The organism is Burkholderia sp. FW306-1C-G01B (genome assembly GCF_058781685.1).
The window spans coordinates 102,856-128,063 of the sequence record NZ_JBYSWZ010000019.1; the positions used below are offsets into that span (position 1 = coordinate 102,856).

At 59.8% G+C, this 25,208-nt stretch carries 17 protein-coding genes; 14 read left to right on the top strand and 3 right to left on the bottom strand.

What is annotated here, in order from left to right; genetic code table 11:
* Positions 1-26 precede the first annotated feature (26 nt).
* The 3 genes from tssE to AC3WLY_RS30680 are packed head-to-tail and all read right to left on the bottom strand — an operon-like array spanning position 27 to position 2,099.
* Positions 27-584 carry a type VI secretion system baseplate subunit TssE gene (gene tssE / locus AC3WLY_RS30670; RefSeq protein WP_175958835.1) on the bottom strand — a complete coding sequence of 186 codons (558 nt, stop codon included), beginning with the start codon at positions 582-584 and terminating at the stop codon, positions 27-29.
* Positions 577-1,428 (bottom strand): type VI secretion system accessory protein TagJ, encoded by an 852-nt coding sequence (locus tag AC3WLY_RS30675; protein WP_425130799.1) that lies wholly within the window; start codon positions 1,426-1,428, stop codon positions 577-579. Before AC3WLY_RS30675 ends, tssE begins: the two co-directional genes overlap by 8 nt.
* Positions 1,425-2,099, bottom strand: a complete 675-nt coding sequence (locus AC3WLY_RS30680) for a TagK domain-containing protein (RefSeq protein WP_492310577.1) — start codon at positions 2,097-2,099, stop codon at positions 1,425-1,427. The genes AC3WLY_RS30675 and AC3WLY_RS30680 overlap by 4 nt, the downstream gene beginning before the upstream one ends.
* A 529-nt stretch (positions 2,100-2,628) precedes the next feature.
* On the opposite strand from AC3WLY_RS30680, the gene tssH reads away from it, so the two are divergent.
* The 14 genes from tssH (at position 2,629) to tssM (ending at position 25,207) form a co-directional block, all read left to right on the top strand.
* Complete coding sequence (gene tssH, locus AC3WLY_RS30685) at positions 2,629-5,322, top strand: type VI secretion system ATPase TssH (protein WP_175958838.1); 2,694 nt, start codon at positions 2,629-2,631, stop codon at positions 5,320-5,322.
* A 38-nt stretch (positions 5,323-5,360) separates the two neighbouring features.
* Positions 5,361-5,903 carry a type VI secretion system contractile sheath small subunit gene (gene tssB / locus AC3WLY_RS30690; RefSeq protein WP_006750147.1) on the top strand — a complete coding sequence of 181 codons (543 nt, stop codon included), beginning with the start codon at positions 5,361-5,363 and terminating at the stop codon, positions 5,901-5,903.
* A 27-nt stretch (positions 5,904-5,930) separates the two neighbouring features.
* The gene (tssC, locus tag AC3WLY_RS30695; protein ID WP_175693566.1) at positions 5,931-7,424 is read left to right on the top strand and encodes a type VI secretion system contractile sheath large subunit; all 1,494 of its coding nucleotides are present in this window, start codon (positions 5,931-5,933) and stop codon (positions 7,422-7,424) included.
* A gap of 92 nt (positions 7,425-7,516) precedes the next feature.
* Complete coding sequence (locus AC3WLY_RS30700; RefSeq protein WP_175671864.1) at positions 7,517-8,002, top strand: Hcp family type VI secretion system effector; 486 nt, start codon at positions 7,517-7,519, stop codon at positions 8,000-8,002.
* A gap of 86 nt (positions 8,003-8,088) precedes the next feature.
* Positions 8,089-8,595 (top strand): type VI secretion system lipoprotein TssJ, encoded by a 507-nt coding sequence (tssJ, locus tag AC3WLY_RS30705; protein WP_492310578.1) that lies wholly within the window; start codon positions 8,089-8,091, stop codon positions 8,593-8,595.
* A gap of 31 nt (positions 8,596-8,626) precedes the next feature.
* On the top strand, positions 8,627-9,970 hold the full coding sequence (gene tssK, locus AC3WLY_RS30710; RefSeq protein WP_175958841.1) for a type VI secretion system baseplate subunit TssK: 1,344 nt from the start codon (positions 8,627-8,629) through the stop codon (positions 9,968-9,970).
* A 288-nt stretch (positions 9,971-10,258) separates the two neighbouring features.
* Positions 10,259-12,988: a type VI secretion system Vgr family protein gene (locus AC3WLY_RS30715; protein WP_244137176.1), complete on the top strand. Its 2,730-nt coding sequence runs from the start codon at positions 10,259-10,261 to the stop codon at positions 12,986-12,988.
* A gap of 30 nt (positions 12,989-13,018) precedes the next feature.
* Positions 13,019-14,989 (top strand): phospholipase D-like domain-containing protein, encoded by a 1,971-nt coding sequence (locus tag AC3WLY_RS30720; RefSeq protein WP_492310579.1) that lies wholly within the window; start codon positions 13,019-13,021, stop codon positions 14,987-14,989.
* Positions 14,990-15,001: 12 nt separating this feature from the next.
* Positions 15,002-16,648, top strand: coding sequence for an SEL1-like repeat protein (locus AC3WLY_RS30725; protein WP_492310580.1), 1,647 nt, complete (start codon positions 15,002-15,004; stop codon positions 16,646-16,648).
* Positions 16,645-18,303, top strand: coding sequence for an SEL1-like repeat protein (locus AC3WLY_RS30730; RefSeq protein ID WP_492310581.1), 1,659 nt, complete (start codon positions 16,645-16,647; stop codon positions 18,301-18,303). Before AC3WLY_RS30725 ends, AC3WLY_RS30730 begins: the two co-directional genes overlap by 4 nt.
* Positions 18,300-19,490 carry an SEL1-like repeat protein gene (locus AC3WLY_RS30735; protein ID WP_492310582.1) on the top strand — a complete coding sequence of 397 codons (1,191 nt, stop codon included), beginning with the start codon at positions 18,300-18,302 and terminating at the stop codon, positions 19,488-19,490. The genes AC3WLY_RS30730 and AC3WLY_RS30735 overlap by 4 nt, the downstream gene beginning before the upstream one ends.
* A 17-nt stretch (positions 19,491-19,507) precedes the next feature.
* Complete coding sequence (locus AC3WLY_RS30740) at positions 19,508-19,771, top strand: PAAR domain-containing protein (protein WP_175958843.1); 264 nt, start codon at positions 19,508-19,510, stop codon at positions 19,769-19,771.
* 53 nt (positions 19,772-19,824) lie between these two features.
* On the top strand, positions 19,825-21,084 hold the full coding sequence (tssL, locus tag AC3WLY_RS30745; RefSeq protein WP_175958844.1) for a type VI secretion system protein TssL, long form: 1,260 nt from the start codon (positions 19,825-19,827) through the stop codon (positions 21,082-21,084).
* 25 nt (positions 21,085-21,109) lie between these two features.
* Positions 21,110-25,207 carry a type VI secretion system membrane subunit TssM gene (gene tssM / locus AC3WLY_RS30750; RefSeq protein WP_492310583.1) on the top strand — a complete coding sequence of 1,366 codons (4,098 nt, stop codon included), beginning with the start codon at positions 21,110-21,112 and terminating at the stop codon, positions 25,205-25,207.
* Position 25,208: the final 1 nt, after the last annotated feature.

The following is a 25,208-nucleotide window of genomic DNA, read 5'->3' on the forward strand; positions in this document are numbered from 1 at the left end:
GGTCTCGTTTTGTCGTTATGCCGTGCCTACCCGGAGCGCATGCCGGTGATCTGGATCTCGCTCGTCTCGAGATCGAGCGAGCTCTGCACCATGAATTCGAGCGGATACGGGTCCATGTGAACCAGGCCGCGCACCTCGAACGCGAGCACATTGTGATGGCCGCTGGCGTCGTCGCCCTGACGGGGCGACACCGCCAGCGAATCGGGGATCAGCCGTGGTTCGAAATCGGTGATGGCCTGCCGGATCATCCGCTCGATGTCGTTCCACTGGCGCGACGCGAGAAAGGTGCCCGCGAGCGGCGGCACGCCGAAATTGACGGTCGATGCGGCCGCCTGTGGGTGGCGTTCGCGCTCGATCCGATCTTCAATGCTTGTCGTGTTGAGCAGATAGGCGAGATCGCGCTGGACGATGTCGCGCATCTGCTTGCGTGTGACGGCATATTCCTCGGGTGCTTCGATGAGCCGATGTGGTGCGTCGTCCCGTAGCCGGTCGAGCAGGGTCGGCATCAGATGCGCGTTTGGCCGCCGCGGCGGGCGCGCGACGAGCGAGTTGCCCAGCGTGAGAGGTCGCTTGCGCTCAGTCATCGACCGGCTCTCCGGTGGTGGCGCCGTCCGCAACACGCGAGCCGAACTGCGCGTGGGCCAATTCGAATAGACCGAAATCGCCCCGATCCGTTGTCCAGGTTTTTTGTCCGTGCGCGATGACGGCGGTACGTCCAGCCTCATGCCAGGCCGTTTCGCGCCCCAGACGCAGTGCATCGGTCGCGGCCTCCGAGCCGGGGTAGCGGGCAGGCATGAAGCCGTGCACGGTACTGCCGTCGGTCAGTGTCAGCACACACGACGCCCAGACGAGATCGATGAGGTTCGCAGGAGGGACCATGCGCCACGCGGCGAGATCGGCGAACGGTACCCAGCGGTAGTGGCCGGCCGTCATGACTTCGCACACCGGTCCGAAACGCGAATCGCTGTCGGCGATCCAGCTCGCGCCCCCCCGGGGCGTGTGCGCTGCGATGAGCGGCGCCGCGTCGAGTGCTTTTTCTCGCGCTTCGTCGGCGTGTCCGCGTTGCCCGTCGCCAGCAAGTCGCAGTGCGAATGCCAGTTCCATGACCCACGGAGCCGGTTCGAGGACGAACCCAGGGCGTTCGAATCCCGCGACAACCTTCTGTCGCCAGCGCTCGGCCCGGACCAGGTCACGATAAACCTGGGCGGCCTGCGTTTGTTGCGGCTCAAGCTTCGCCCACGTCTGCAGTTGAATCGCGGCGCGTGCCCAGTCGCCTGTTACGCACAGCCACTGGAACAGCGCCCACCGATGGGCGGCGAAGGTCGGCTGCGCGCGAATATGCGATTCGATCCGCTCGATCTGCGCGGCGATCGGCACATCGTCCAGGCCGTGGCCAGACGGTTCTTCGGCAGCAAATGGCATCTTCATGCGTCGTCCTTGCATACAAGCGCGGCGGCCAGCGGGCTATCGACCGACAGCATGTGATGCTCGCGCCGGGTGAGCGTAGGCGGCAGGGCTGATGCGCGGTGGGCTTCGGCCGCATGGAATTCGGGGGGCGCAAAGAGGCGCAGGACTTCCGGCACGGGTTCGATCTCCAGCTCGGGAGTGAAACCAGTGTCCAGGTGGCCGAACGCGTCCTCGAGGCTGCGTTTGCCTGACAGCATCACTTCGATCGAACCGAAGGCGGCTGCGTTTGCCGGTGTTGGCCGGACATCGTGCGAATCGGGTGTAACTGACGCAACAGGTGTCGCAGGCGAATCCAGCTGTTCGCCCCATGAGCAGGGAAGAGCGGTGTGCGGGTCCGTCAACGCACCCCAGTATTGCGCATGAAGTGTTTCGACGAGGTCGTCGGTGTGATCAGGAAACGGCATCGTCTGCAACCCGGTGCCGCGCTTCCCACGAGCGGCATTCGCAGTCCCGCCGTGGCTGCCGATCAGATCGAGGATCGACTGATTGCTCCCCACTCGATCTGATGATTCGAACAGGAGAGGGGCCGCGCTGTCCTGCTGCTGCTGGGGACCGCACGGCTCGTGACGCAGTTCGGGCTCGGTAAGCGAGGTGTCGGGCTGGCGGTGCCACGGCAAGCGGAATGAGCGCATGGAAGAGGCAGGTATGACGGAGTGCGCATTTTACCCACGGGAGTGTGTAATTCGTCCATTAGAAATGGGGTATCGCTATTTGAAAATATTATCGAGATTAAATCTCGAAATAATCAATTAATTTGAGTGGTGTGACTGTGGTAATTTGTGAATATCAAGATATTGGCTGGTCAATGTGGGAAATTGTTAAAAATTTTTTCACATCTATGGCGGAATTGATCAATTGCAACAAAGGCTTGCGTATCGTGCTTGCGTGTCGTAATGTTTGTGTAATGCGTGCGTTTGTGCAACGCAGTTGGTAATTGCTGGGTTCTTGGTTAGAGTGAGGTGACAAGGCGTTATTCGGTGCGGATTTTCTCATTCGCATGGGTTGATGGCGCCGCAAATTACTTGAAATAATGCGCAGCCCGAGAGGATTTCACTTTCTTAATGTATGAAATGCGGCAGTAGTCCAATGCCGGCTGAATAAGATTCCTGATCGCTACGGCCAGAGCCAGGAACATACCGAATAAACAACAAGAAGGTTCGCATGACGATTTCACGCCAGGCTCTATTCGGCAAGCTCGGGGTTCAGCTCTACCGCAGCATCGAATCGGCGACACAGTTCTGCAAGTTGCGCGGCAATCCGTACGTGGAACTCATTCACTGGTTGCATCAGCTCCTGCAGCAACCCGATAGCGACCTGCATCGCATCGTGCGGCACGCGGGCATCGAGCGCGACGTGCTCGATCGCGACTTCGCGCGGGCGTTGGCGATGCTGCCGGCCGGTGCCAGTTCAATCAGCGACTTTTCCTGGCACATCGAGGCGGCGATCGAACGCGCGTGGGTTCTCGCGACGCTGAGTCATGGCGATCGCCGTGTGCGCGGCGCGTGGCTCGTTGCTGCGCTTGTCTCGACGCCCGAGTTGAGGCGTGTTCTGCTGTCGATCTCTCCCGCGTTCGGCAAGATCCCTGTCGACGGGCTGGGCGATGAGCTGCCGGCATGGATCGACGGCTCGCCCGAAGCCGCCGATGCGCCGTACGACCACGGCGACCTTTCGGCGGCAACGCCGGGCGAGGCGTCCGGCGCGATTCCAGTCGCATCGAAGCGTGGTTCGCTCGACCAGTATTGCGCTGACCTGACAGCGCGCGCTCGCGTTGGCGAGATCGATCCGGTCATCGGCCGCGAACTCGAGATTCGCACGATGATCGACGTGCTGCTGCGCCGTCGGCAGAACAACCCGTTGGTGACGGGTGAGGCCGGCGTTGGCAAGACGGCCGTCGTGGAAGGGTTGGCGCGCGCGATCGCATCGGGCAATGTGCCGCCGAAGCTTGCCGATGTGCGGCTGCTGTCGCTCGACGTCGGCGCATTGCTCGCCGGCGCGAGCATGAAGGGGGAGTTCGAAGCGCGTCTGAAAGGGCTGCTCGAAGCCGCTGGAAAATCGCCGACGCCGGTGATCCTCTTCATCGACGAGATTCACACCCTGATCGGCGCGGGCGGCCAGGCGGGCACGGGCGATGCCGCCAATCTGCTGAAACCCGCGCTTGCGCGTGGCACGATCCGTACGATCGGCGCGACGACCTGGGCCGAGTACAAGCGCCACATCGAGAAGGATCCGGCGCTCACGCGACGCTTCCAGGTGCTGCAGATCGCGGAGCCGTCCGAGGCTGCTGCGATCGATATGGTGCGCGGGCTTGTGCAAACGTTTTCCCGACATCACGGCGTCGTGGTGCTCGACGCAGCGATCCGTGCGGCGGTGACACTATCACACCGGTATATCCCATCGCGTCAGTTGCCGGACAAGGCCATCAGCCTGCTCGACACCGCCTGTGCGCGTGTGGCGCTGTCGCAGCATGCGACGCCGCGTGAACTGGACGACGTGCGTCAGCGTCTCGCCGCCGCGCGTGCCGAGGAGGCGTTGCTCGTGCAGGAAGCCCGTATCGGCCTGGATACCGACAGGGCGTTGACGGGCGTGCGAGCGCGCATCGATACATTGGGAGCCGAAGCGGCGGCGGTCGAGCATCGCTGGCGCGCTCAGGCCGCCGCCGCGCAGGCGTTGCTGGCCGCGCGCGAGGCCATTGGACCCGACGACGGGAAAACCCCACGGGACGATGTGGCGGCGCTCCCGAAGCTGCGCGAACTCGAACACGCGCTCGTTGCGCTGCAAGGCGATGCGCCGCTCGTATTCCCCGAGGTCGACGAGGCGATCGTCGCGGAAATCGTATCCGATTGGACCGGCATTCCTGTTGGCCGGATGGTGACTGATGAGGTCGCCGCGGTGCGCAAGTTGCCCGAGACGCTCGAGGCACGCGTGATTGGCCAGACCGACGCGCTGCGTCAAATTGGCGAACGTGTGCAGACCGCACGCGCAGGCCTAACGGACCCGAGGAAACCGGTCGGCGTGTTCCTGCTCGCCGGTCCGTCGGGCGTCGGCAAGACTGAAACCGCGCTGGCGCTGGCCGAAGCGCTGTACGGCGGTGAACAGAACCTGATCACGATCAACATGAGCGAGTATCAGGAGGCACACACCGTTTCGGGCCTGAAAGGGGCGCCGCCGGGGTATGTCGGCTACGGCGAGGGCGGGGTGCTGACCGAGGCGGTGCGCCGCCGTCCGTATTCGGTCGTACTGCTCGACGAGATCGAGAAGGCCCACCGCGACGTGCATGAGATGTTCTTCCAGGTATTCGACAAGGGCTACATGGAGGACGGCGACGGCCGCTACATTGATTTCCGCAATACGACGATCCTGCTCACGAGCAACGTCGGTTCCGAACTGAGTACGAGTCTCTGCGCCGATCCGTCGCTCGCGCCGAATCAGGATGGCCTGCGGGAAGCACTGACGCCCGAACTACTCAAGGCTTTCCCGGCGGCATTCCTCGGGCGCGTGACCGTCGTGCCCTACCGGCCACTTGCCGACAGCGTACTCGCCAGCATCGTCCGCCTGCATCTGGGGCGCATCGTCAAGCGTATGGCCGACGGCCACGGCATCGCGCTGACGTATGACGACGCGGTCGTCAATTACATCATCGGCCGCTGTCTCGTGCAGGAGACCGGTGCGCGCGTGCTGATCGGATTTATCGAGCAGCACGTATTGCCGCGACTGTCCGCACTATGGCTCGACGCCTTCGCTTCGAAACGGGCACTGTCGCACATCGTGATCGGCGTGGCGGATCCGTCCTGCATGCCGGCGCAGGCACTCTCGTTTGACGCGATCGCCTTCCATTCAGACGAGCCGGTTCTCTGAGCTCGCCGCCCAACCACCACCGTCCAGGAGCCTCATGTATGTCCGCTTCCAGCAGTTCGCAGAAATTCATTGCGCGCAACCGTGCGCCGCGTGTGCAGATCGAGTACGACGTCGAGGTCTACGGCTCGGAGAAGAAAGTCGAGCTGCCGTTCGTGATGGGGGTGCTCGCCGATCTGTCGGGGAAGCATCCGGTCGAGCCGCTACCGGCGGTGTCGGACCGGCGCTTCCTCGAGATCGACATCGACAATTTCGATGAGCGCATGAAGGCGATCCGGCCGCGCGTCGCGTTCGCCGTATCGAATACGCTGACGGGCGACGGCCAGATGATGGTCGACATGACCTTCGAGAGCATGGAGGATTTTTCGCCGGCTGCGATTGCCCGCAAGGTCGAGCCGCTGCGCCAACTGCTGGAAGCGCGTACGCAACTCGCCAATCTGCAGACCTACATGGATGGCAAGTCGGGTGCAGAGGCGCTCGTCACGCAGTTGCTGCATGACCCGGCGCTGCTCAAATCGCTGGCTGCCGCGCCGAAGCCCGAGCGGCAAGCGGACGAAACTGCCGATCAAGACGGCGCGAACTGACCGACGAACCGATAAAGGATGAGCATCATGGCGAAACAGGAAGTACGGCCCGCAGTTGCGCAGACGGCCACCCAGTCCGATTTCACTCAACTGCTGGAACGCGAGTTCCGTCCCAAGACCGACGACGCGCGCGAAGCCGTTGAACTGGCCGTTCAGACGCTCGCCGAGCAGGCGCTGGCACAAACGGCGACCATCAGTGACGACGCCTACAAGAGCATCGCGGCGATCATCGCGCAGATTGATCACAAGCTCTCCGAGCAGATCAACCTGATCCTGCATCACGCGGATTACCAGGCGCTCGAATCCGCTTGGCGCGGCTTGAATCACCTCGTGTCGAACACCGAAACCGATGAACACCTGAAGATCCGCTTCATGGATGTCTCGAAGGCCGAACTGCATCGTACGATGCGTCGCTACAAGGGCCTTGCCTGGGATCAGAGCCCGCTCTTCAAGCAGATCTACGAACAGGAGTACGGCCAGCTCGGCGGCGAACCGTACGGGTGCCTCGTTGCAGACTACTACTTCGACCATACGCCGCCAGATGTCGATCTGCTCGGCTCGATCGCGAAGGTATCGGCTGCCGCGCACACACCGTTTATCACCGGTGCCGCACCGTCGGTGTTGCAGATGGAATCGTGGCAGGAGCTGGCGAATCCGCGCGACCTGACGAAGATCTTCACGCAGAATCTCGAATACACCGCGTGGAACTCGATGCGCAGCACCGAGGACGCGCGCTACGTAGGGCTCGCGATGCCGCGATTCCTCGCGCGCCTGCCATATGGCGCGAAGACCAATCCGGTCGACGAATTCGATTTCGAGGAAGACACGAACGGTTCGGACCATGGCCGCTATGGCTGGGCGAACGCGGCGTACGCGATGGGCGTCAACGTCAACCGCTCGTTCAAGCAGTACGGCTGGTGTTCGCTGATACGCGGCGTCGAGTCGGGCGGCACGGTCGAGAACCTGCCGACCCACACCTTCCCGACCGACGATGGCGGCGTCGACATGAAGTGCCCGACCGAAATCGCGATCTCGGACCGCCGCGAGGCCGAACTGTCGAAGAACGGCTTCATTCCGCTCGTGCACCGCAAGAACACCGATCATGCGACCTTCATCGGCGCCCAATCGCTACAGAAGCCTGCCGAGTATCACGATCCCGATGCGACGGCCAACGCGAACCTGTCCGCACGCCTGCCGTACCTGTTCGCGTGCTCACGCTTCGCGCATTACCTGAAGTGCATCGTGCGCGACAAGATCGGCGCGTTCAAGGAACGCGAAGACATGCAGCGGTGGCTGAACGAATGGATCATGCATTACGTCGATGCCGATCCGACCAACTCGTCGCAGGAGACGAAGGCACGCCGGCCGCTTGCGGCCGCTGAAGTGGTCGTCGAGGAGGTCGAAGGTAATCCCGGCTACTACAACTCGAAATTCTTCCTGCGCCCGCACTTCCAGCTCGAGGGGCTGACCGTCTCGCTGCGGCTCGTGACGAAGCTGCCGTCGATCAAGGAAGCGGCTTAACCATCCGATAGGTCCCGCAGGGCCGGACATCGAATTGCTTCGGTGGACGATGATGCCCAGTTTCCAATCATTTAATAGAAGGAGTACTACGCATGGCACAAGACATTTTCCTGAAGATCGACGGCATCAACGGCGAGTCGCTTGACGAAAAGCACAAGGACGAAATCGAGGTTCTGAACTGGGAGTGGGACATCCAGCAGGAATCGACGATGCACGCTGGCAGCGGCGGCGGTGCGGGCAAGGCGACCGTCAAGGATCTGACGTTCGAACACAACATCGACCGCGCCAGCCCGAACCTGATGAAGTACGCGCTCACGGGCAAGCACATCGACCAGGCAACGCTGGTCATGCGCAAGGCCGGCGGCAACCCGCTTGAATACCTGAAGCTCACGATGAGCGACGTGATCGTCACGCGCGTGAAGCCGTCGGGCAGCAAGAACGATGCGGAAAAGAGCCGCGAATCGGTGTCGCTGTCGTTCGCGAAGGTCAAGCAGGAATACGTCGTGCAGAACGCGCAGGGCGGCAGTGGTGGCGCCGTGACCGCGAGCTTCGACATCAAGGGCAACAAGGAAGCGTAATCGCGTGGATTCCTCGCGACTGGCGCGGGCGCATCGCCTCCGCCGGTCGCGGGGCGTCCCGCACTGTGAATAAGGTTCATAGCCGCATGCGTTCGATACCGACCGTCGCCACGCTCGCCTGCGCGCTCGCGCTTTCCGCCTGCGCGAGCAGTGGCGAACCGAAGCAGAAGGAGCCGATCCGGCTCGACATGCGCGTGAACGCGCTGCCCGACGTCAATCCGGACGACCGGGGAAGGGCTGCGCCGATCGTCGTGCGCATTTACGAACTGAAGAACGACGGCGCCTTCAACGCGGCCGACTTCTTCACGCTGCAGACCCGGGACAAAACGGCGTTGGCCGACGACGTTGTGAAACGCGACGAGCTGCAGTTGCGCCCCGGTGAGCACCAGACGCTCGTTCGCCGGCCCGACCCGGCCACGACCACCATCGGCGTGATCGCGGTTTATCGTGATTTGCCGAACGCGGTTTGGCGCGCGGTCTACACGATGCCGGCCGCACCGGACAAGGCGTGGTACCGCCTGTTCACGCCGAAGCTGAAACTGACCATCGATCTCGAGGCCAAGGCCGTCAAGATCACGGAAGCCAAGAAATGAAACACGTCGCGCAACAAAACGGACGGCACGCATGAGCTGGTATGCCAAGGTCGCCTGGCAGGAAGGGCTATTCTTTCGTCCGCAGCTGTTCCAGCAGCAGGACCGCTATTTCGAGAAATACGCGCATCAGCGCGCGGCGCCGCTATCGCCGTTCTTTTTCGGTTTCACGCACTTCGCGCTCGATCACGAGGCGCTGGCGCTCGGCAAGGTCGTCGTCAAGTCGACCGCGGGCGTGTTTGCCGACGGCACGCCGTTCGATGCGCCGGGTAACACGCCGTTGCCGCCGCCGCTGACGATCCGGCCCGAACATCTGGACCAGGTGATCTATCTGGCCGTACCGGTCCGGTTGCCGAATTGTGAGGAGACCACCTTCGACGACACCCCGGATTCGCTCGCACGCTATCAGGTGTTCGACACCGAATTGCGTGACACGAATTCGATGGGTCTTGCCCCCGAATCGGTGCAGTTGTCGAACCTGCGCGTGCGTCTGCTGCCGGAAAAGGAGCTGGGCGATGCCTGGATCGGTCTCGCGCTCACGTGTGTGACGACGATTCGCGCGGATGGCAGCATCGCGCTCGACGACACGCTCGTGCCGCCGGTATCCGGTTACGGCGCAAGCGACCTGCTGACAAGCTGGGTCACGAAGATTCATGATCTCGCGCGCCTGCGCGCGAATGCGCTTGCGCAGCGGCTCGCCGGTACCGACGACACGACCGCAAGCGCGGCGACAGTTACCGATTACCTGCTGCTGCAGATCCTGAACCGCTACGAGCCGCTTCTGCAGCATCTTCTGCGTGTGCCGGCGACGTCGCCGGCTGACGTGTATGCGCTGCTGATCGGCATGGCGGGTGAGTTGTCGACGCACTTGCGCACCAACACGCGCCGGCCACTCGAGACGCACCCGCCGTATCAGCATACGACGCCGCACGTGTGCCTGAAGCCGGTCGTCGACGACACGCATCGGCTGCTCAATGCCGTGCTGGTGCGCAGCGCGCAGAGCATCGTGCTGGAGGACCGCGGTCACGGCATGCGCAACGCGGTGGTCGATCCGGTCGATATGCAAGGGTTCACCGCACTGGTGCTGGCCGTGCATGCGGCGATGCCGCAGGATGTACTGCAACAGCAGTTTCTTGCGCAGGCGAAGGCGGGGCCTTCGGACAAGCTGCCTAGCCTGGTGCGCAGTCACTTGCCGGGCATTGGCCTGCAGGCGCTGCCGGTGCCGCCGCGGCAGATTCCATTCAATGCGGGCTACATCTATTACGAGCTGACCCAGGGTGGGCCGCTTTGGGAGGAAGTCGTGCGGCATGGTGGCATCGCATTGCATGTGTCGGGAGAGTTCCCGTCGTTGAGGCTTGAGTTGTGGGGCGTGCGCTGAACAATGCGGCAATTATGAAGGCGTTAGATAGCGCAACACATAAAATAGTGGGTTTTATTGATTCTAATTTTGAAAATGAAAAAATCAAATGAAGAAAAATTGTCAGAAATATTTCTTGGACTTGTCACCACTGTTGGCGTATTGATTGTGGCGGCAATTATTTTTATTGTCGTTTTTTTTAATGAGCCGCATTCATTTGTTAACGAGTGGAAATAAGGGGGTATAGGCGTCACAGGCATAACACGAAACAGATGCTCAGTGATTCGAGCGATTCAAGGAGATGCCGGAATGGCGTTGTTTGATGCACCACGGACGCTGTCGGTTTCCGGCGCGGCTCTGCCGATGTACGGTGATCGTCCAATCCTCACGCCGGTCAAGCTTGCCGGTGCCGAGACGATCGGCGAGTTGTTCGAGTACAAGCTCGAGCTGAAAACTCCGGATGCGCTCGGGTTTTCGCAGAGCATCGCGGCGAATGTCAAACTCGACAAGCTGATCGGCACGGAAGTCACCGTCTCGATTCAGCTCGAGGGCAAGGGCCGTTTCATTCCCGGCTTGGCCGGCAATGCCGGAATGGCCAATCTTGGTGCGGGCGCACGCGAGATCACCGGTATCGTCAGCCATGCGACGATCGTGCGTGAAGACGGTCGTTCGATCGTGTATGCACTCACGCTGCGGCCGTGGCTCTGGCATGCAACCAAAAATTGCGACTGTCGCATCTTTCAGGACATGTCCATGGTCGAGATCACCGATGCGGTGCTCTCGTCCTATCCGTTCCCGGTCGAAAAACGCCTTACCACCCCTCGGCCGAACAAGGGATGGCCGAAGCGGGACATTCAGCGTCAGCACTTCGAGAGCGACTGGGCGTTCTTGCAGCGTTTGTGGGAAGAGTGGGGCATCTACTACTTCTTCGAGCATAGCGAAGGCAAGCATCGCCTTGTGCTGTGCGACTCAATGGGTGCGCTCAAACCGCTAGGTGAAGCTTATGCCGCGCTTCGCTACGAGCCGCCGACCGGTCGACGGCTTGACGAGGAACACATTCAGGACTTCTCGGTCGCCCATGCGCTGACAACGGGCGCGGTGACGAGCGTCGACTACGACTATACGTTGCCGCGCGCGGACCTGAAGGTGATGCGCGAAGATCCTCGTGACACCGGGCTCGCTCATCAGGAGCATTACACGTGGGGCGATTACGCGCAGCCGCAAGCTGGCGCGGCTGGGCTCGCGGGCGATCACAACGAGCCGCGCACGGAAGCGGAGTACCTGACGCTCGTGCAGATGGAGGCTTGGCGTTGTCAGGGGCTGAGGGGCTACGGCAAAGGCAACCTGCGAGGCGTGGTGACCGGCCAGACGTTCGTGCTGTCGCATTATCCGCAGGATGCGGCGAATCGCGAGTATGCGGTGATCGCCTGCAAGCTGACAATCGAGGAGATTGGCGAAGCGTCGGGATCCGGCCAGCGATACCGTTGCGAAGCGGATTTTACGGTGCAGCCGACCAATGAGCCGTTCCGGCTGCTGCGTACGATTGCAAAGCCACGTATGAACGGCGTCGAATATGGCGTCGTGACGTGTCCGGAGAATCAGGAAATCTGGACCGATGCACACGGTCGGGTGAAGCTCCAGTTTCTGTGGGATCGGCTGGGCAAGAACGATGAGCGATCGAGTTGCTGGGTACGCGTGGCCGGTGCCTGGCATGGCGATCAGTTTGGTGGAATCTTTCTGCCGCGTCGGGGACATGAGGTCGAAGTCGCATTCGTCAACGGCGATCCGGATTTGCCGATCATCGTGGGCAGCGCGACCAACGCGTTCAACATGCCACCGTTCGACTTGCCGAAGAACCAGGCGCTCGCCGGCTATCGCAGCCGGGAGATCGACGGCCGGCGCGCGAATACGCTCGCCTTCGACGATACGAACGGAAAAATCCAGGCCCACCTGTCGAGCGACGAAGGCGCCTCGCAGTTGAATCTCGGGTATATCACGCGCATTGCCGGCAATGCTGGGCGGCAGGATGAGCGTGGTCGAGGGGCTGAATTGCGCACGGACGGCAAAGCTGCGGTTCGGGGTGCCGAAGGGCTACTGCTCACGACCTTCAGTCGACCAGCCGCCAATGGCGACGCATTCAGCGTCGACGAGATCGATGCGCAGCTTTCCGAGTCCCAGGAGCTTGCAGAAGGGCTTGCGCACACTGCTCAGTCCGTTCATGCGCACGATGGTGAACAAACCACCATTGTGACGTCTTTGAAAGCACAGGCGAATGCTATTCGGGGCGGCGGCAAGCTGAAGCAGTTCCGGGACCCTCAGCTTGTACTCGCCAGTCCCGCCGGCATCGTTGCGAGTACGCCGGAACAGATTCATCTGAGCAGTGGCCGTGCTGCCGCGGTGACTGTCGGTACCGACATGTCGGTCAGCACGGGCGGTGGCTTGTTCGCGAGCATGCGCAAGGCGCTACGGTTGTTTGTCTATCAAGCCGGTATGCGCTTGGTGGCCGCGGCAGGTGACATCGATCTAAAGGCGCTGAAAGACAGTATCAACCTGCTCGCGAAACTCAATGTCACGGTCGTTGCCGACAGGATTCGCATCAGTGCTCAGCAGGAAGTGGAAATAAGCGGAGGCGGTAGCTACACGCGCTGGCGTGCCGGTGAGATCACAAGCGGTACAAACGGGAAATTCGAAGTGCATTCGGCTGGGCGCATATTCACCGGTCCGGACAACAAGAGCAGCCCGCTCGCGCTCGACGCCCCGGAATTGCCGGAAAACCTGCACTTCACGCTTGGCGCGCTACCTGGGGCCGCGAACCGGTACGTGGACGAGCCGTACGAATTGTTCAAGGGAACCGCAAAGATCGGAGAAGGTGTGACCGACGAGTTCGGGCGCGTGATCGTCATGAATCATCAGCCGGGAACAAGCGCGTATCGCGTCAAACTCAGCAACGGCGGTGAGTTCAATCTTAAGGTGCGCGATGCGCTTAATCACGATCCCGAGCATGTCGATCTGCGCTCGAATCGTGGCGAACGCGTGTGACGTGTGCTCGAAACGCTACGGGACAACTATATGGCCGACGACATCAAGACGCACAATCCAGTTGATATTGCAATCGACGAAGCTGGGCGTAGGGCGCAAGGCACCGTGCAATGGCTGCTGGAAAAGCGCGAGAAGAATCCGATTACCTACGGTAACTCATTGGATTTCTTTGTATGTGGCCGTGAAGGCTTCGAAAGAATCGAGAAGGACATCCGTGACGCCAAGGCAACCGTGGATATTGTCTGCTGGGGGTTCGATCCGGCGATGGAACTCGTCCGCTCTGGGGCGAAATGGAAGCGTGGGAAAACATACGGTGAGTTGCTGCATGAAGTCACTACTAGATCGCGGAATCCCGTTCGCGTTCGCTTGCTGATTTGGTATGACTTGCTCGCATCGACCAAGCAGAACAACATGCCTGGTTACACCGATGCGAAACACGGACCACTTGGATCGCCATACGCAAATCATGCTCGTCACGATTACTGCGTGAAGTGGTGGCAGGATCATCTCCCTTCGTCGCAAAGGGCGCAAGGAAGGAATCCGAATCTGCAGATTGTTTTGCGAAGTATTTCCAGATCAGATGTCAAGGCTTTAATCGATCAGGCTCCAAAGGAGCAAGATCCACCCGCGTTCGAATGGTATAACCCCGTAGACGAGGCCGGGCTTCTGTGGAATTTTCCGACGCATCACCAGAAGCCGATACTGATTGATTACGAGCATGAAGGAGGCCTTCATGCCATTGGATATGTCATGGGCCTCAACTCCGTGACGGACTACTGGGACAGCGAAAACCATCGAATCGACGACTCGTTGCGCGAGACTTGGTCGGCAAAAAATGTCGATGGCGAGCACGCGCAAGCACAAGCTACGCAGAATCCCGGAAATCGAACTGGTACGGGGCAATACAAGCATGCGAGGCCACTGCAAGATTACGCTTGCCGGGTGGTCGGGCCGGCACTCAAGCGTCTGCACCAGAATTTTGAGCAAGGCTGGAATTTGTTCGCGCCCAAAGCGTGGAAGACGAACGAGTTGGCAGCGTTGCCACCTCGGATCCCCACCTTGCCGAAAAATTCACGACAGGCTGTACAGATAGTTCGGACTCAGGCTCACGAGCGGGAAAAAAGCATCAAGGAGCTGTATTTCCAGGCGACAAGCTACGCACGTAACTACATCTATATCGAAAATCAGTACTTTTATTACCCGGAATTCGCGCGTCATTTGAAGGATCAGCGAGAAAAGTTCTGTGATGCTTGGGATCGCCTGTCCAAGAAGCCGATTGCCGAAGTCCCTAGGCTCCATCTGTTCATTGTCATTCCACATCCAGAGGACGACGGAATGGTGCCGCGTACCTTTGACACATTGACGGAACTCGGTCACGGAAAAGCGATGCCGAATCAGGCCGATTTGGTGGATTCTGGAAAGATGAGTCAGAACTATAAAAGAGCAAAGTATGTTCAATACGACCTGAATCTCAAGGATGAACACGGAAATCCGCTCAAGGTCAAGGCAAGGCACAAGGTGCTCGATCGTCCGAGCGTGGAGGCGTTGGAGGGCACGCTTGGCCTGAAAGTAAGCGTGGCGCGACTGCGCACAAGCGGGATGGTGGGAGGGAAGATGGCGTATCGCGAGATTTATATTCACTCGAAGCTGATGCTGATCGATGACGTATTCGTGACGCTCGGGAGCGCCAACCTGAATCAACGAAGTATGTCGGTGGATAGCGAAATCAATATTGCTGCGACTGGGGAGGAGTGGGCTGCGAAGTTGCGTGAGCGGGTGTTTGGATTGCAATCGGGGGGGAGGGTAAGTGGGGCAGGAGAGCGTGGACTTATTTCAGATGCTTTTGATGATTGGGTGAAGCAAATGGATGGAAATCGTCTTTTGATGAAAAATGGTATGGGGCTTAGAGGTTTTTTGCTGGATTTCGAGGATTATCGGGCCACTACAACAATGCATGCCTCAGTTACCGTTCCATCTAGTAGCGGAGTGGTAACTGTATGAGTGGAGTTTCTTATGATTTCTATGAATTTCGTTGTGTGTTTTTTATTTGTTTCCCTGTCAATTCAAGCGATCAACGTGTATGCCGGACTATTGACTCCCTTGACTAATAAACTGACTGATGCCATGTCTGACCAGCCTCGCTACGAAAAACTTCCGTTGTTTAATCCGCACCGCAAGGAATTCAAGTGCGTGTATCAGGATCAGCACGTGCCGCCGATCGATCCACAGGCAGAGCTTTGGTTCCAGCAGGCGTTGGCGCTCGACGATCCGGACGTGTACTACAAGCGGCGCGACTACGCGAAGATTTACCAACTATACGAACAGGCGGCGGGACGCAACCACTGGAAAGCGATGCTCAATCTTGCGGCGTTGATCTTGAGCAGCTATCCGGGCGTGCCCGAGCACAATCCGGAAGTGGCGATCCGTTGGGTGGAGAAGGCGATGATGCTAGGTGTGCCGGATGCGTACGATCAGATGGGTGTGTACCACCAGAGGGGGTTGGTCAAAGGTGGAAGCGCCACTAGTGCTTATGCGTTCTTCCAGAAAGCAGCGGATATGGGAAGTCCGTCGGCCATGACTTTCCTTGGCGACAAGCTGGGAGGTACCTATGATTCGCCGGACGGTGATTTTTGGGGTAATCGCCCAATTGCCATAGAGATGTTGCAATGCGCAATGGTCCAAGGGTATGGAAATGCCGCTTATGAGTTAGGTTTTTATCAGCAAAGTGGCTATTCTGCTGAGGTGAAAGTGCGAGCGTTGAGAACCTTCCATGAGGGTGTGAAATTGGGATGTGCCAAATGCGCTAATAATCTCGCATCAGAATTCCGCGGGTTTGGGTTGATTGATGGTGAAAATTTAATTGGATATGTAGATCGGTTTCGTGCTCAACGATACAAAGTGATCGGTAATGCGCTCGAGCACTATCAAGGCCGTTTAAAGCTGCCAAATCTCGACAAAGTTTTACCGCTCCCCCCGGCACCATTGCCGAAATGGGATGGTGACGTCAAGACGCTGATCGATGGAGCCAAGGCGGTGACACCTCCTCCCGAAAAAGACCCGGCATCCAAATTGGAAGGTCGAGCCCGCATGCCTGACGGGCAGGGTGTCATGTCGCTAGCGCAAAGTCCCTATGCCGTGAGCGGTGAAAAGGTGGTGCCGGAAAGCGGCTACTGGCTCGCGCTCTACGGCTTGTCGACCATGCGTAAGGACCAACTGAAATTTGCCCGCAGTGGTCACCCCGAACGCTATCGGGCCGGCGAGCGTTTCGACCCGCCGCACGTCAACTGGCTGGAAGCCGAACAGGTGCAGTGGCATTACCTGGGCGAATCTCGACCAGTGCCGCCGAGTCGATCGGTATTTCTGGCGCAACTGCGTGATGCCGGATTTTTGCGTCAACTTGAGACGCAGCCTGAGAAGTTGTCGTGCCACGGATTGGAGCGATGCCCGCACACGGGTATTTGGGAGGCAAGCGTCGGAGTGAATCATCCGCTCGCGGCCTTGTACAACCGCTGGGATCAGCAAGCATTCGTGCTGGAGGGACAGCCGTTTCCGAAACCAGTTGATCGTCACCTGGAGATTGACCCAGTGCATGTGCAGTGGACCTTCATGGGTAGCCCCAATGCACGGACGGACGACGGTTTCCAAAGGATTTCGCTGTGAGCAAATCCGGAACGAGCGTGGTCGGGCGGAGCTTGTGCGTTGTGGTCATGAGCCTTTGCCTGTTCGCGGTCAGCGTGCAGGCGGGGCCGCTAACTACCGTGACCAACAAATTGACTGCCGCGATGTCTGACCAGCCTCGCTACGAAAAACTTCCGTTGTTCAATCCGCACCGCAAGGAATTCAAGTGCGTGTATCAGGGTCAGCACGTGCCGCCGATCGATCCACAGGCAGAGATTTGGTTCCAGCAGGCGTTGGCGCTCGACGATCCGGACGTTTACTACAAGCGGCGCGACTACGCGAAGATTTATCGACTATATGAGCAGGCGGCTGAGCGCGGTCACTGGAAGGCGATGCTCAATCTCGCGGCATTGATTCTGAGTGGCTATCCCGGCGTGCCTGAACGCAATCCGGAAGTGGCGATTCGTTGGGTAGAGACGGCGATGACGCTGGGTGTGCCGGATGCATACGATCAGATGGGTGTGTACCACCAGAGGGGGCTGGTCAAAAGCGGAAACGCCACCAGTGCTTATGCGTTCTTCCAGAGAGCAGCGGATATGGGAAGTCCGTCGGCCATGACGTTTCTGGCCAGCAAGCTAGCCGGAACGTATGACGATCCGGGGGGCGAGTTCTGGGGGAATGTGACCGTTGCGACACAGATGCTTGAGTGTGCTTTGGCACAAGGGTATGGAGACGCTGCCCATAAGCTTAGCTACATTTATGCACGATCGGAAACGCCGCCGGCCAGGCGGCGTGCGCTAGAGACATTGCATGAGGGTGTAAAGTTCGGAAGTGCAAAATGTGCAAATGCGATTTTCACTCAGTTCGATGGATTCAACTTGGTGGAGGGGCGTAATCTTGCCGGCTATATTGATGTGGCTCGTGCCGAGCGTTACAGCAAGATTGCCGATATCTTGGAGCATTATCAAGGTCGCCTGAAACTCCCGAACCTAGACAAGATCCTTCCTCTCCCCCCGACACCATTGCCGAAATGGGATGGTGATGTCAAGACGCTGATCGATGCAGCCAAGGCGGTGACACTGCCTTCGAAGAAAGAACTATCCAAATTGGAAGATCGAGCGCGCATGCCCGAGGGGCAAGGTGTCATGTCGCTCGCGCAAAGTCCCTATGCCGTGAGCGGTGAAAAGGTGGTGCCGGAAAGCGGCTACTGGCTCGCGCTCTACGGCTTGTCGACCATGCGTAAGGACCAACTGAAATTTGCCCGCAGTGGTCACCCCGAACGCTATCGGGCCGGCGAGCGTTTCGACCCGCCGCACGTAAACTGGCTGGAAGCCGAACAGGTGCAGTGGCATTACCTGGGCGAATCTCGACCAGTGCCGCCGAGTCGATCGGTATTTCTGGCGCAACTGCGTGATGCCGGATTTTTGCGTCAACTTGAGACGCAGCCTGAGAAGTTGTCGTGCCACGGATTGGAGCGATGCCCGCAAACGGGTATTTGGGAGGCAAGCGTCGGAGTGAATCATCCGCTCGCGGCCTTGTACAACCGCTGGGATCAGCAAGCATTCGTACTGGAGGGACAGCCGTTTCCGAAACCAGTTGATCGTCACCTGGAGATTGACCCAGTGCATGTGCAGTGGACCTTCATGGGTAGCCCCAATGCACGGACGGACGACGGTTTCGAAAGGATTGCGCTGTGAGCAAACCTGGAATGAGTGTGGTCGGGCGGAGCTTGTGCGTTGCGGTCATGAGCCTTTGCCTGTTCGCGGTCAGCGTGCAGGCGGGGCCGTTAACTACCGTGACCAACAAATTGACTGCCGCGATGTCTGACCAGCCTCGCTACGAAAAACTTCCGCTGTTTAATCCACACCGCAAGGAATTCAAGTGCGTGTATCAGGATCAGCACGTGCCGCCGATCGATCCACAGGCAGAGCAATGGTTCCAGCAGGCGTTGGCGCTCGACGATCCGGACGTTTACTACAAGCGGCGCGACTACGCGAAGATTTATCGACTATATGAGCAGGCGGCTGAGCGCGGTCACTGGAAGGCGATGCTCAATCTCGCGGCATTGATTCTGAGTGGCTATCCCGGCGTGCTTGAGCGCAATCCGGAAGTAGCGATTCGTTGGGTGGAGAAGGCGATGACGCTGGGTGTGCCGGATGCATACGATCAGATGGGTGTGTACCACCAGAGGGGGCTGGTCAAGGGGGGGAATGCAACCAGTGCCTATACGTTCTTCCAGAGAGCGGCAGATATGGGAAGTCCGTCGGCCATGACTTTCCTTGGCGACAAGCTGGGAGGTACCTATGATTCCCCAGATGGCGATTTTTGGGGAAATCGGCCAATCGCTATGAAAATGTTGCAGTGTGCGGTTGCGCAGGGATATGGTGATGCTGCCTATGAGTTAGGATTTTTGCAATCGAGTGGGTATTCTGACGCGTCAAAAAGACTCGCACTGAAAACATTTCATGACGGCGTAAGGGTTGGTAGTGCGAAATGTTCAAATAAACTATCTGTCGAGTTCAATGGAACGTACCTAAAGAATGGGAAAAGTCTTGCGGAACGTGTCGACAAAGACCGCGTGGAACGTTATAGCAAGATTGGCGATGCCCTGGAGCACTATCAAGGCCGCTTGAAGCTGCCAAATCTCGACAAAGTTCTACCTCTCCCCCCGGCACCATTACCGAAATGGAACGGAGACATCAAGACACTGATCGATGCGGCCAAGGCGACGACACCATCGTCCACGAAGAACGCGGTGCCGCCTCCTGACGTTCGAGGACATATATCGCGGGACGTCGACGCATTACCGTTCGATCACGGTCTTGATGCCATATCAACGATTTATGTACTTTCCGCAGTCGATCGATTTCTTGTCTCTAATTGATTTAAATGGAGAAAAACATGTCCAGGCAGATCATTGTGGTCAGTGACACGCTGGCACCTCATGGCGGCGAGATATTAACGGGAAGTAGTTCGGATAGTATTGAAGGAAAAGCCATTGCGCGTAAATTCGATCTCGTCCGTTGCGCAGAGCACGGAGTGAATCGAATCGAGGAAGGGGACGAAACTTTCCTGGTCGATGGAGTGCCGGTTGCTCTCGAAGCACATCATGCTGGTTGCGGATGTGTGCTGGTGAGTCGATTGGAAACCATATCGGTATCGTGAATTAAATAAATTCGCATTGTTATGTAAATGTTATTAAAAATCGATGTTTCTTTATGACTAACCAATCAAGCGAGGCCTTGGCGCCCCTCGTCGATCAAATGCCATCACCGGATAATCGGCAAGAAGCTCCGGGAGCCATGGCGATCCCGTTGCCGAAAAGGCTGTTGGCGGTCCAGAGCGCACAAAACCGGTTGCTTGAAGCAGCAAGTGCACTCCTGCGTGCGCAGGCGGATATGCCGGAACATCTTGAACCTGAGCAGATACTTGCATTACACATGCTCCTCGATCAGGAAGTGCGCGTATTCGAGAAACTCTGCGAACAGGCAAACATCCGGCGAGATCACATGATCGGCGCGAGCTACTGTCTGTGCACGGCACTGGACGAAGCCGCAACACAAACCGCGTGGGGCAAGAAGGGCTCGTCGGCAATCGAATGGATCCAAGGAGGGCTTGCGACCACTTTTCACGGGGACCTCAAGGGCGGCGACAAGGTCTACCTGTTGATCGGCCGCTTGCTGGAGGACCCTCACGAGCATCGTGACCTCCTGGAAGTAATTTACCGGATTCTCAGCCTCGGTTTCGAAGGTCGCTACCGAGGCGTGACCGACGGCAAGCGCAAGCACGACGCGATTCGTCAGCGGCTCTACAACGTGATCACGTCGCAGCGCGAACCGGTGCCGCTGGCGCTATCGCCTCACTGGCAATCGACCGCGAAAGGCAAGCACCTGTCATTCACCGATTTTCCGGTATGGATCACCGTCACCGTCCTGGCGGTGATCCTGCTCGGATTGTTCGGCTGGTTCAAGTACGAACTGGTCAGCCGTAGCGCGGACGTTCAGAAACAAATTGCCGACATCGCCCGCATGACGCCGCCTCCCGCGCCGCCGCAACTGCACCTCAAGCAATTGCTCCAGGATGAAATCGCCGCCGGCACCGTCAGTGTCGACGAAGACGCTCGCCACAGCGCCGTCACGTTCCGCGGAGACGCGATGTTCAAGCCCGGCGGCGCTTCGGTTCAGGCATCGATGAATCCGCTGATTGCGAAGATCGCCGCCGAGATCGCCAAGGTGCCGGGCAAGGTAACGATCATCGGCTATACGGACAGCGTGCCGATTCGCAGCCGGCATTTCGCATCGAACCTGGCGCTGTCGGAAGAGCGGGCTATCCAGATCATGCAAATGCTGCAAACCGCCGGGGTGCCGACAAACCGGCTCGAAGCCGCCGGCAAGGGCGATGCCGATCCAGTCGGCGACAACCGCACCGCGCAGGGGCGCGCGCAAAACCGCCGCGTCGAGATCGACGTCGCACGCTAAGCCAGATCCGTTTCCGGAATACCACATGAAGAAGTTCCAGTTCCTGTCGTTTCTGGCCTCGCGCCAGTTCCTCGCGTTCCTCGCACTGATCGTCGTTGCACTGGTGATCTGGTTCGTCGGCCCGTTTTTCGCGTTCGGTGGGCTCAAGCCGCTCGCTGGCGCCGGTATGCGCGTGCTGCTGATCGCGCTGTTGCTTGCCGGCGTGCTGCTCTGGCTCGTGGGCTGGTCGACGAGCGTCGTGTTCGCCGCATTGCTTTGCTTGCTGCTCTGGTACGCCGCGCCGCTGCTCTCGTTCGGTCACGTGGCGCCATTCGAGCCGGTGTCGGCCCGACTCACCGCGATCGCGCTGGTGATGGCCGTTTTCGTTCTTTTCGGGATGTTTCGCCTGTGGCGGAAAATGCGCGAAGACGATGCGTTCCTGAAGAAGATGCTGCGCATGGATCGCGGCGAGAATGAATCGCCTGCCGCACCACGCTTGCGGAAAATCGAAGCGGTCGTGACGAGCGCGCTCGCGCGCCTCAAATCGATGCGTACCGGCGCGCGCGGTCTTGGCAAGCTGTTCCAGGGCAAGCGCTATTTGTACGAGCTGCCTTGGTACATCACGCTCGGCTCGCAAGGGGCCGGCAAGACCAGCGTACTGATGAACGGCGGATTGGCGTTTCCCGTTGCCGAGCAGATGCAGCGTGCGGCCGGGGCGCCGGCCGGCGATGCTGCCGCGGTGGACTGGTGGCTGACCAATGACGCGGTGCTGATCGACACGGCCGGCTACTACACGCATCATGGCATGTCGACGGCCGAGGACGTCGATGCGCCCGTCTCGGACACGGGAAAGCCGGCCACCGGCGTTCCGGGCAAGGACGGCGCCGATGCCCAGCCGGCTGCGAAAAGCGCTGAAGACGATACGAAGCGGAATGAGGCGTCGCAATCGAAAGCCGCCGCCGTGTCGACAGCCGGCGGTCCAGTCGTTCGGCCCGGTCACGGTGCGGGCGAACGCCGACAGAAGGTCGATCGCGCGGAATGGCTTGGATTTCTGGGCATGCTGCGCCGGCATCGGCCTCGCGCGCCGATCAACGGCGCGTTGCTGACGATCGATCTTGCCACGTTGGCCGGTGCCGACGAACAGGCGCGTGTGGCTGAGGCTGCCACGTTGCGCGCGCGGCTGGCCGAACTGAGGCAGGAGCTGGGTATTCGTTTCCCTGTCTATGTAATGGTCACGAAGATGGACCGTCTGACGGGTTTCGCCGAGTATTTCGGGGGGCTGACGGCCGAGGGGAGGGCGCAGGCATGGGGCTTCACGCTTCCGTATGGTAAGGAAACGGTTGCAAAGGAAGGGCTGCGTGCCCGCTGCCACGCGGAACTTGCCGAACTCGCGCAAAGGCTTGGCGCTTCGATCGATACGCACTTGCAGGATGAGTACGATGCGCTCAAGCGCCGGTCGCTTGCGGCGCTGCCCGAGGAGTTTGCTGCGCTGCTCGGACCACTGCTCGACCTGATAGACCGGGTGTTTCTCGATTCACGGTACGACGATACCCAGCTCCATTCGACGTTGCGCGGCGTGTATTTCACGAGTGCCCGACAACGGGACAGCGAGATAGTCGTGGAGCGCGGTACAGTCGTTCAACGTCTTCTGTCGACTCAGGACCACGCCCCCGTTTCACCGGCGCGAGCCGAGGGCAACCAAGGGTTCTTCCTACACGATCTGCTGACCCGTGTCGTGTTCCCGGAAGCGCATCTGGTGAGCCCCAACCTGCGGTGGGAATACCGCTACCGACTCTTGCGCCTGATCGGCCACACATTGGCGCTGCTGTTGTTCGTGTGGCTGGCGATCGGCTTGCGCGTGAGCTTCGGCCACAACGGGGACTATCTCGCCACGATTGGCCGAAAGGTACAGGCGCTTACGGCCCGCGTCACGGAGTTGTACAAGACGCCGAAACTGCAAGCCGTGCCCGATACGCTGACAGACGCGCGTTATTTGCCGACCTTCCCGGGACTCGACCTGTCCGATCCGGACAGCGCGTGGCGCTTCGGTCTCTACACGCCGCCGGACATTGCAACCGAAAGCCACCGCACCTACGACGCACTCGAAGACAACCTGCTGTTGCCGCAGATCGTGCATCGTCTGGAGAACGTCATGTCCGGCGCGATTGCGAGCAAGGATCCGAAGGCCGCCTACGATGCGCTGCGCGTGTACCTGATGCTGTACGACAAGGCGAAGTTCAATGCCGCCGACGTCAAGGCCTGGGTGCTCGACGACTGGGCTAAGACCGATAGCGCGGCGGCTTTCGGTGGAAGGGCGTCGATGATCGACCACGTGCAACAGCTTTTCTCCGGAGAGCGCGTGGTGCAGTCTCCGGTGATCCGCAATGACGCGCTGGTGCAGCAGGCGCGCGCTTTTCTCGAGGGTAGCAATGCCACCGACCGCCTTTACCAGCGCGCAAAGGCGGCCATGCTGAAGGAAGCGCCCGACGAGTTTACGTTGCTGCGCGCGGTAGGCCCGCAAGCCGGCACGGTATTCACGCGAGCAAGCGATGCACCGTTGTCGCGCGGCGTGTCGGGGCTCTTCACGTTCGATGGCTATCGGAATCTGTTCGACAAACGGCTGCCCGAGTTCGTGCAGATCGCGCGCGACGACGACGCATGGGTGATGGGGCGCTCATACCTGGGGGAGGCTCAAAAAAAAACGGCTGAGATCGTGAGCAACGCCGCCGGCGCGGACGATGCGTTGACCGACGCGGTGCGCCGCGAATATCTGATGGAATATGCCCAGCAGTGGGACGCGTTTCTCAACGACATCCGGACGGTAAGCGGCACGAGCCTTGCGTTCAATCTGAAGGTGCTGCGCAGCTTCGCGGCACCTGATTCGCCGCTCGTGCGGCTTGTCCGCGTAGCCGTGCACGAGACGACGCTCGCGCAGCCGATGACGGTGTCGGACGGTTCGCTGCTGCAGCGGGCCGCCGACCAGATCAATCAGAAGGCGGACAAGGCGCTGGGTATCCGGGCGTCGGAGCGCGTTGAACGGGAACTCGTCGACAATCACTTTGCGGCGCTGCGCGAGGTCGTTACCGGGAGCGTGGATGCGCAATCCGATACGCAACGTGCTGCCACACAGGCGGACAAGACGGGGCTGGATGGCGTTACCAACTTGCTGAACGACTATTACACGGCGCTCACCGTTGCCGACAATGCGTTGTCGAACAACAGCATGCCACCGGCGAGCGACGTAGCTGCGAAACTGAAAATGATGGCCGACACGATGCCGGCACCGTTTCGCGCCGTATTGCTGCAGCTTGCCGCCGATGGTTCGCGAGAAGTCAATCAGGGGATCGGCCAACTGCTGTCGCGCCAGATGCAGGCGGTGGTCGGCGACGCTTGCCGGCTGACGATCGAAGGAAATTACCCGTTTTCGCCCGACAGCAAGCGCGACGTCGGTATCGACGACTTCACGCGCGTGTTTGCGCAGGGCGGCGTGATCGATGATTTCTTCGTGAAGACGCTGGCACCGTTCGTCGATACGTCCGCGAAGCCATGGCGCTATCGGACGCTGCCAGGCGCGACCGAGCCCGTACAGGGGCCGGACCTGGAGCCGTTCGAGCATGCGAAGGCAATCCGCGACATCTTTTTCAACGATCCCGGCCACAAGCAACTGACCTGGAGGGCTGACATCCGAATTCCCGAACTCGACCCGACGATCATGAGTCTGTCGCTCGACATCGATGGACAGACTACGCTCTATCAACATGGCCCGGTCGCGCCTTTCACGGTCACGTGGCCGGGACCGCGTGGCGGCGTCCACACGGAAATCACGGCCAGCCCGCGCATCCGGCCGGACACGTCGACGATTTCAACCGATGGCCCTTGGGCGTTGATGCGCCTGCTCGAGAAAGGTCGCGTGACGGAGACGGCGACGCCGGGCCGCACGCGCGTCGCGTTCAGTTTCGACGGGCGTCAAGCGGCGCTCGACGTCGCGAGCGCCGGGAGTGTCGCGAATCCGCTGACGAGCGACGTGCTGAAGACGTTCCGGTGCCCCAGCACGATGTCGGCGTTCAACCTGCCGGATAGCGGCCCGCCGCCGGGGTTGCCGCGAGGCATGTTGCCGGGGAGCGCGGGAAGCGCTTCCCGCTGAA

Bases quoted from the DNA above. Each gene is read 5' to 3' on its own strand.
- tssE (WP_175958835.1), bottom strand. From the start codon at position 584: ATGACTGAGCGCAAGCGACCTCTCACGCTGGGCAACTCGCTCGTCGCG.
- AC3WLY_RS30675 (WP_425130799.1), bottom strand. From the start codon at position 1,428: ATGAAGATGCCATTTGCTGCCGAAGAACCGTCTGGCCACGGCCTGGAC.
- AC3WLY_RS30680 (WP_492310577.1), bottom strand. From the start codon at position 2,099: ATGCGCTCATTCCGCTTGCCGTGGCACCGCCAGCCCGACACCTCGCTT.
- tssH (WP_175958838.1), top strand. From the start codon at position 2,629: ATGACGATTTCACGCCAGGCTCTATTCGGCAAGCTCGGGGTTCAGCTC.
- tssB (WP_006750147.1), top strand. From the start codon at position 5,361: ATGTCCGCTTCCAGCAGTTCGCAGAAATTCATTGCGCGCAACCGTGCG.
- tssC (WP_175693566.1), top strand. From the start codon at position 5,931: ATGGCGAAACAGGAAGTACGGCCCGCAGTTGCGCAGACGGCCACCCAG.
- AC3WLY_RS30700 (WP_175671864.1), top strand. From the start codon at position 7,517: ATGGCACAAGACATTTTCCTGAAGATCGACGGCATCAACGGCGAGTCG.
- tssJ (WP_492310578.1), top strand. From the start codon at position 8,089: ATGCGTTCGATACCGACCGTCGCCACGCTCGCCTGCGCGCTCGCGCTT.
- tssK (WP_175958841.1), top strand. From the start codon at position 8,627: ATGAGCTGGTATGCCAAGGTCGCCTGGCAGGAAGGGCTATTCTTTCGT.
- AC3WLY_RS30715 (WP_244137176.1), top strand. From the start codon at position 10,259: ATGGCGTTGTTTGATGCACCACGGACGCTGTCGGTTTCCGGCGCGGCT.
- AC3WLY_RS30720 (WP_492310579.1), top strand. From the start codon at position 13,019: ATGGCCGACGACATCAAGACGCACAATCCAGTTGATATTGCAATCGAC.
- AC3WLY_RS30725 (WP_492310580.1), top strand. From the start codon at position 15,002: ATGATTTCTATGAATTTCGTTGTGTGTTTTTTATTTGTTTCCCTGTCA.
- AC3WLY_RS30740 (WP_175958843.1), top strand. From the start codon at position 19,508: ATGTCCAGGCAGATCATTGTGGTCAGTGACACGCTGGCACCTCATGGC.
- tssL (WP_175958844.1), top strand. From the start codon at position 19,825: ATGACTAACCAATCAAGCGAGGCCTTGGCGCCCCTCGTCGATCAAATG.
- tssM (WP_492310583.1), top strand. From the start codon at position 21,110: ATGAAGAAGTTCCAGTTCCTGTCGTTTCTGGCCTCGCGCCAGTTCCTC.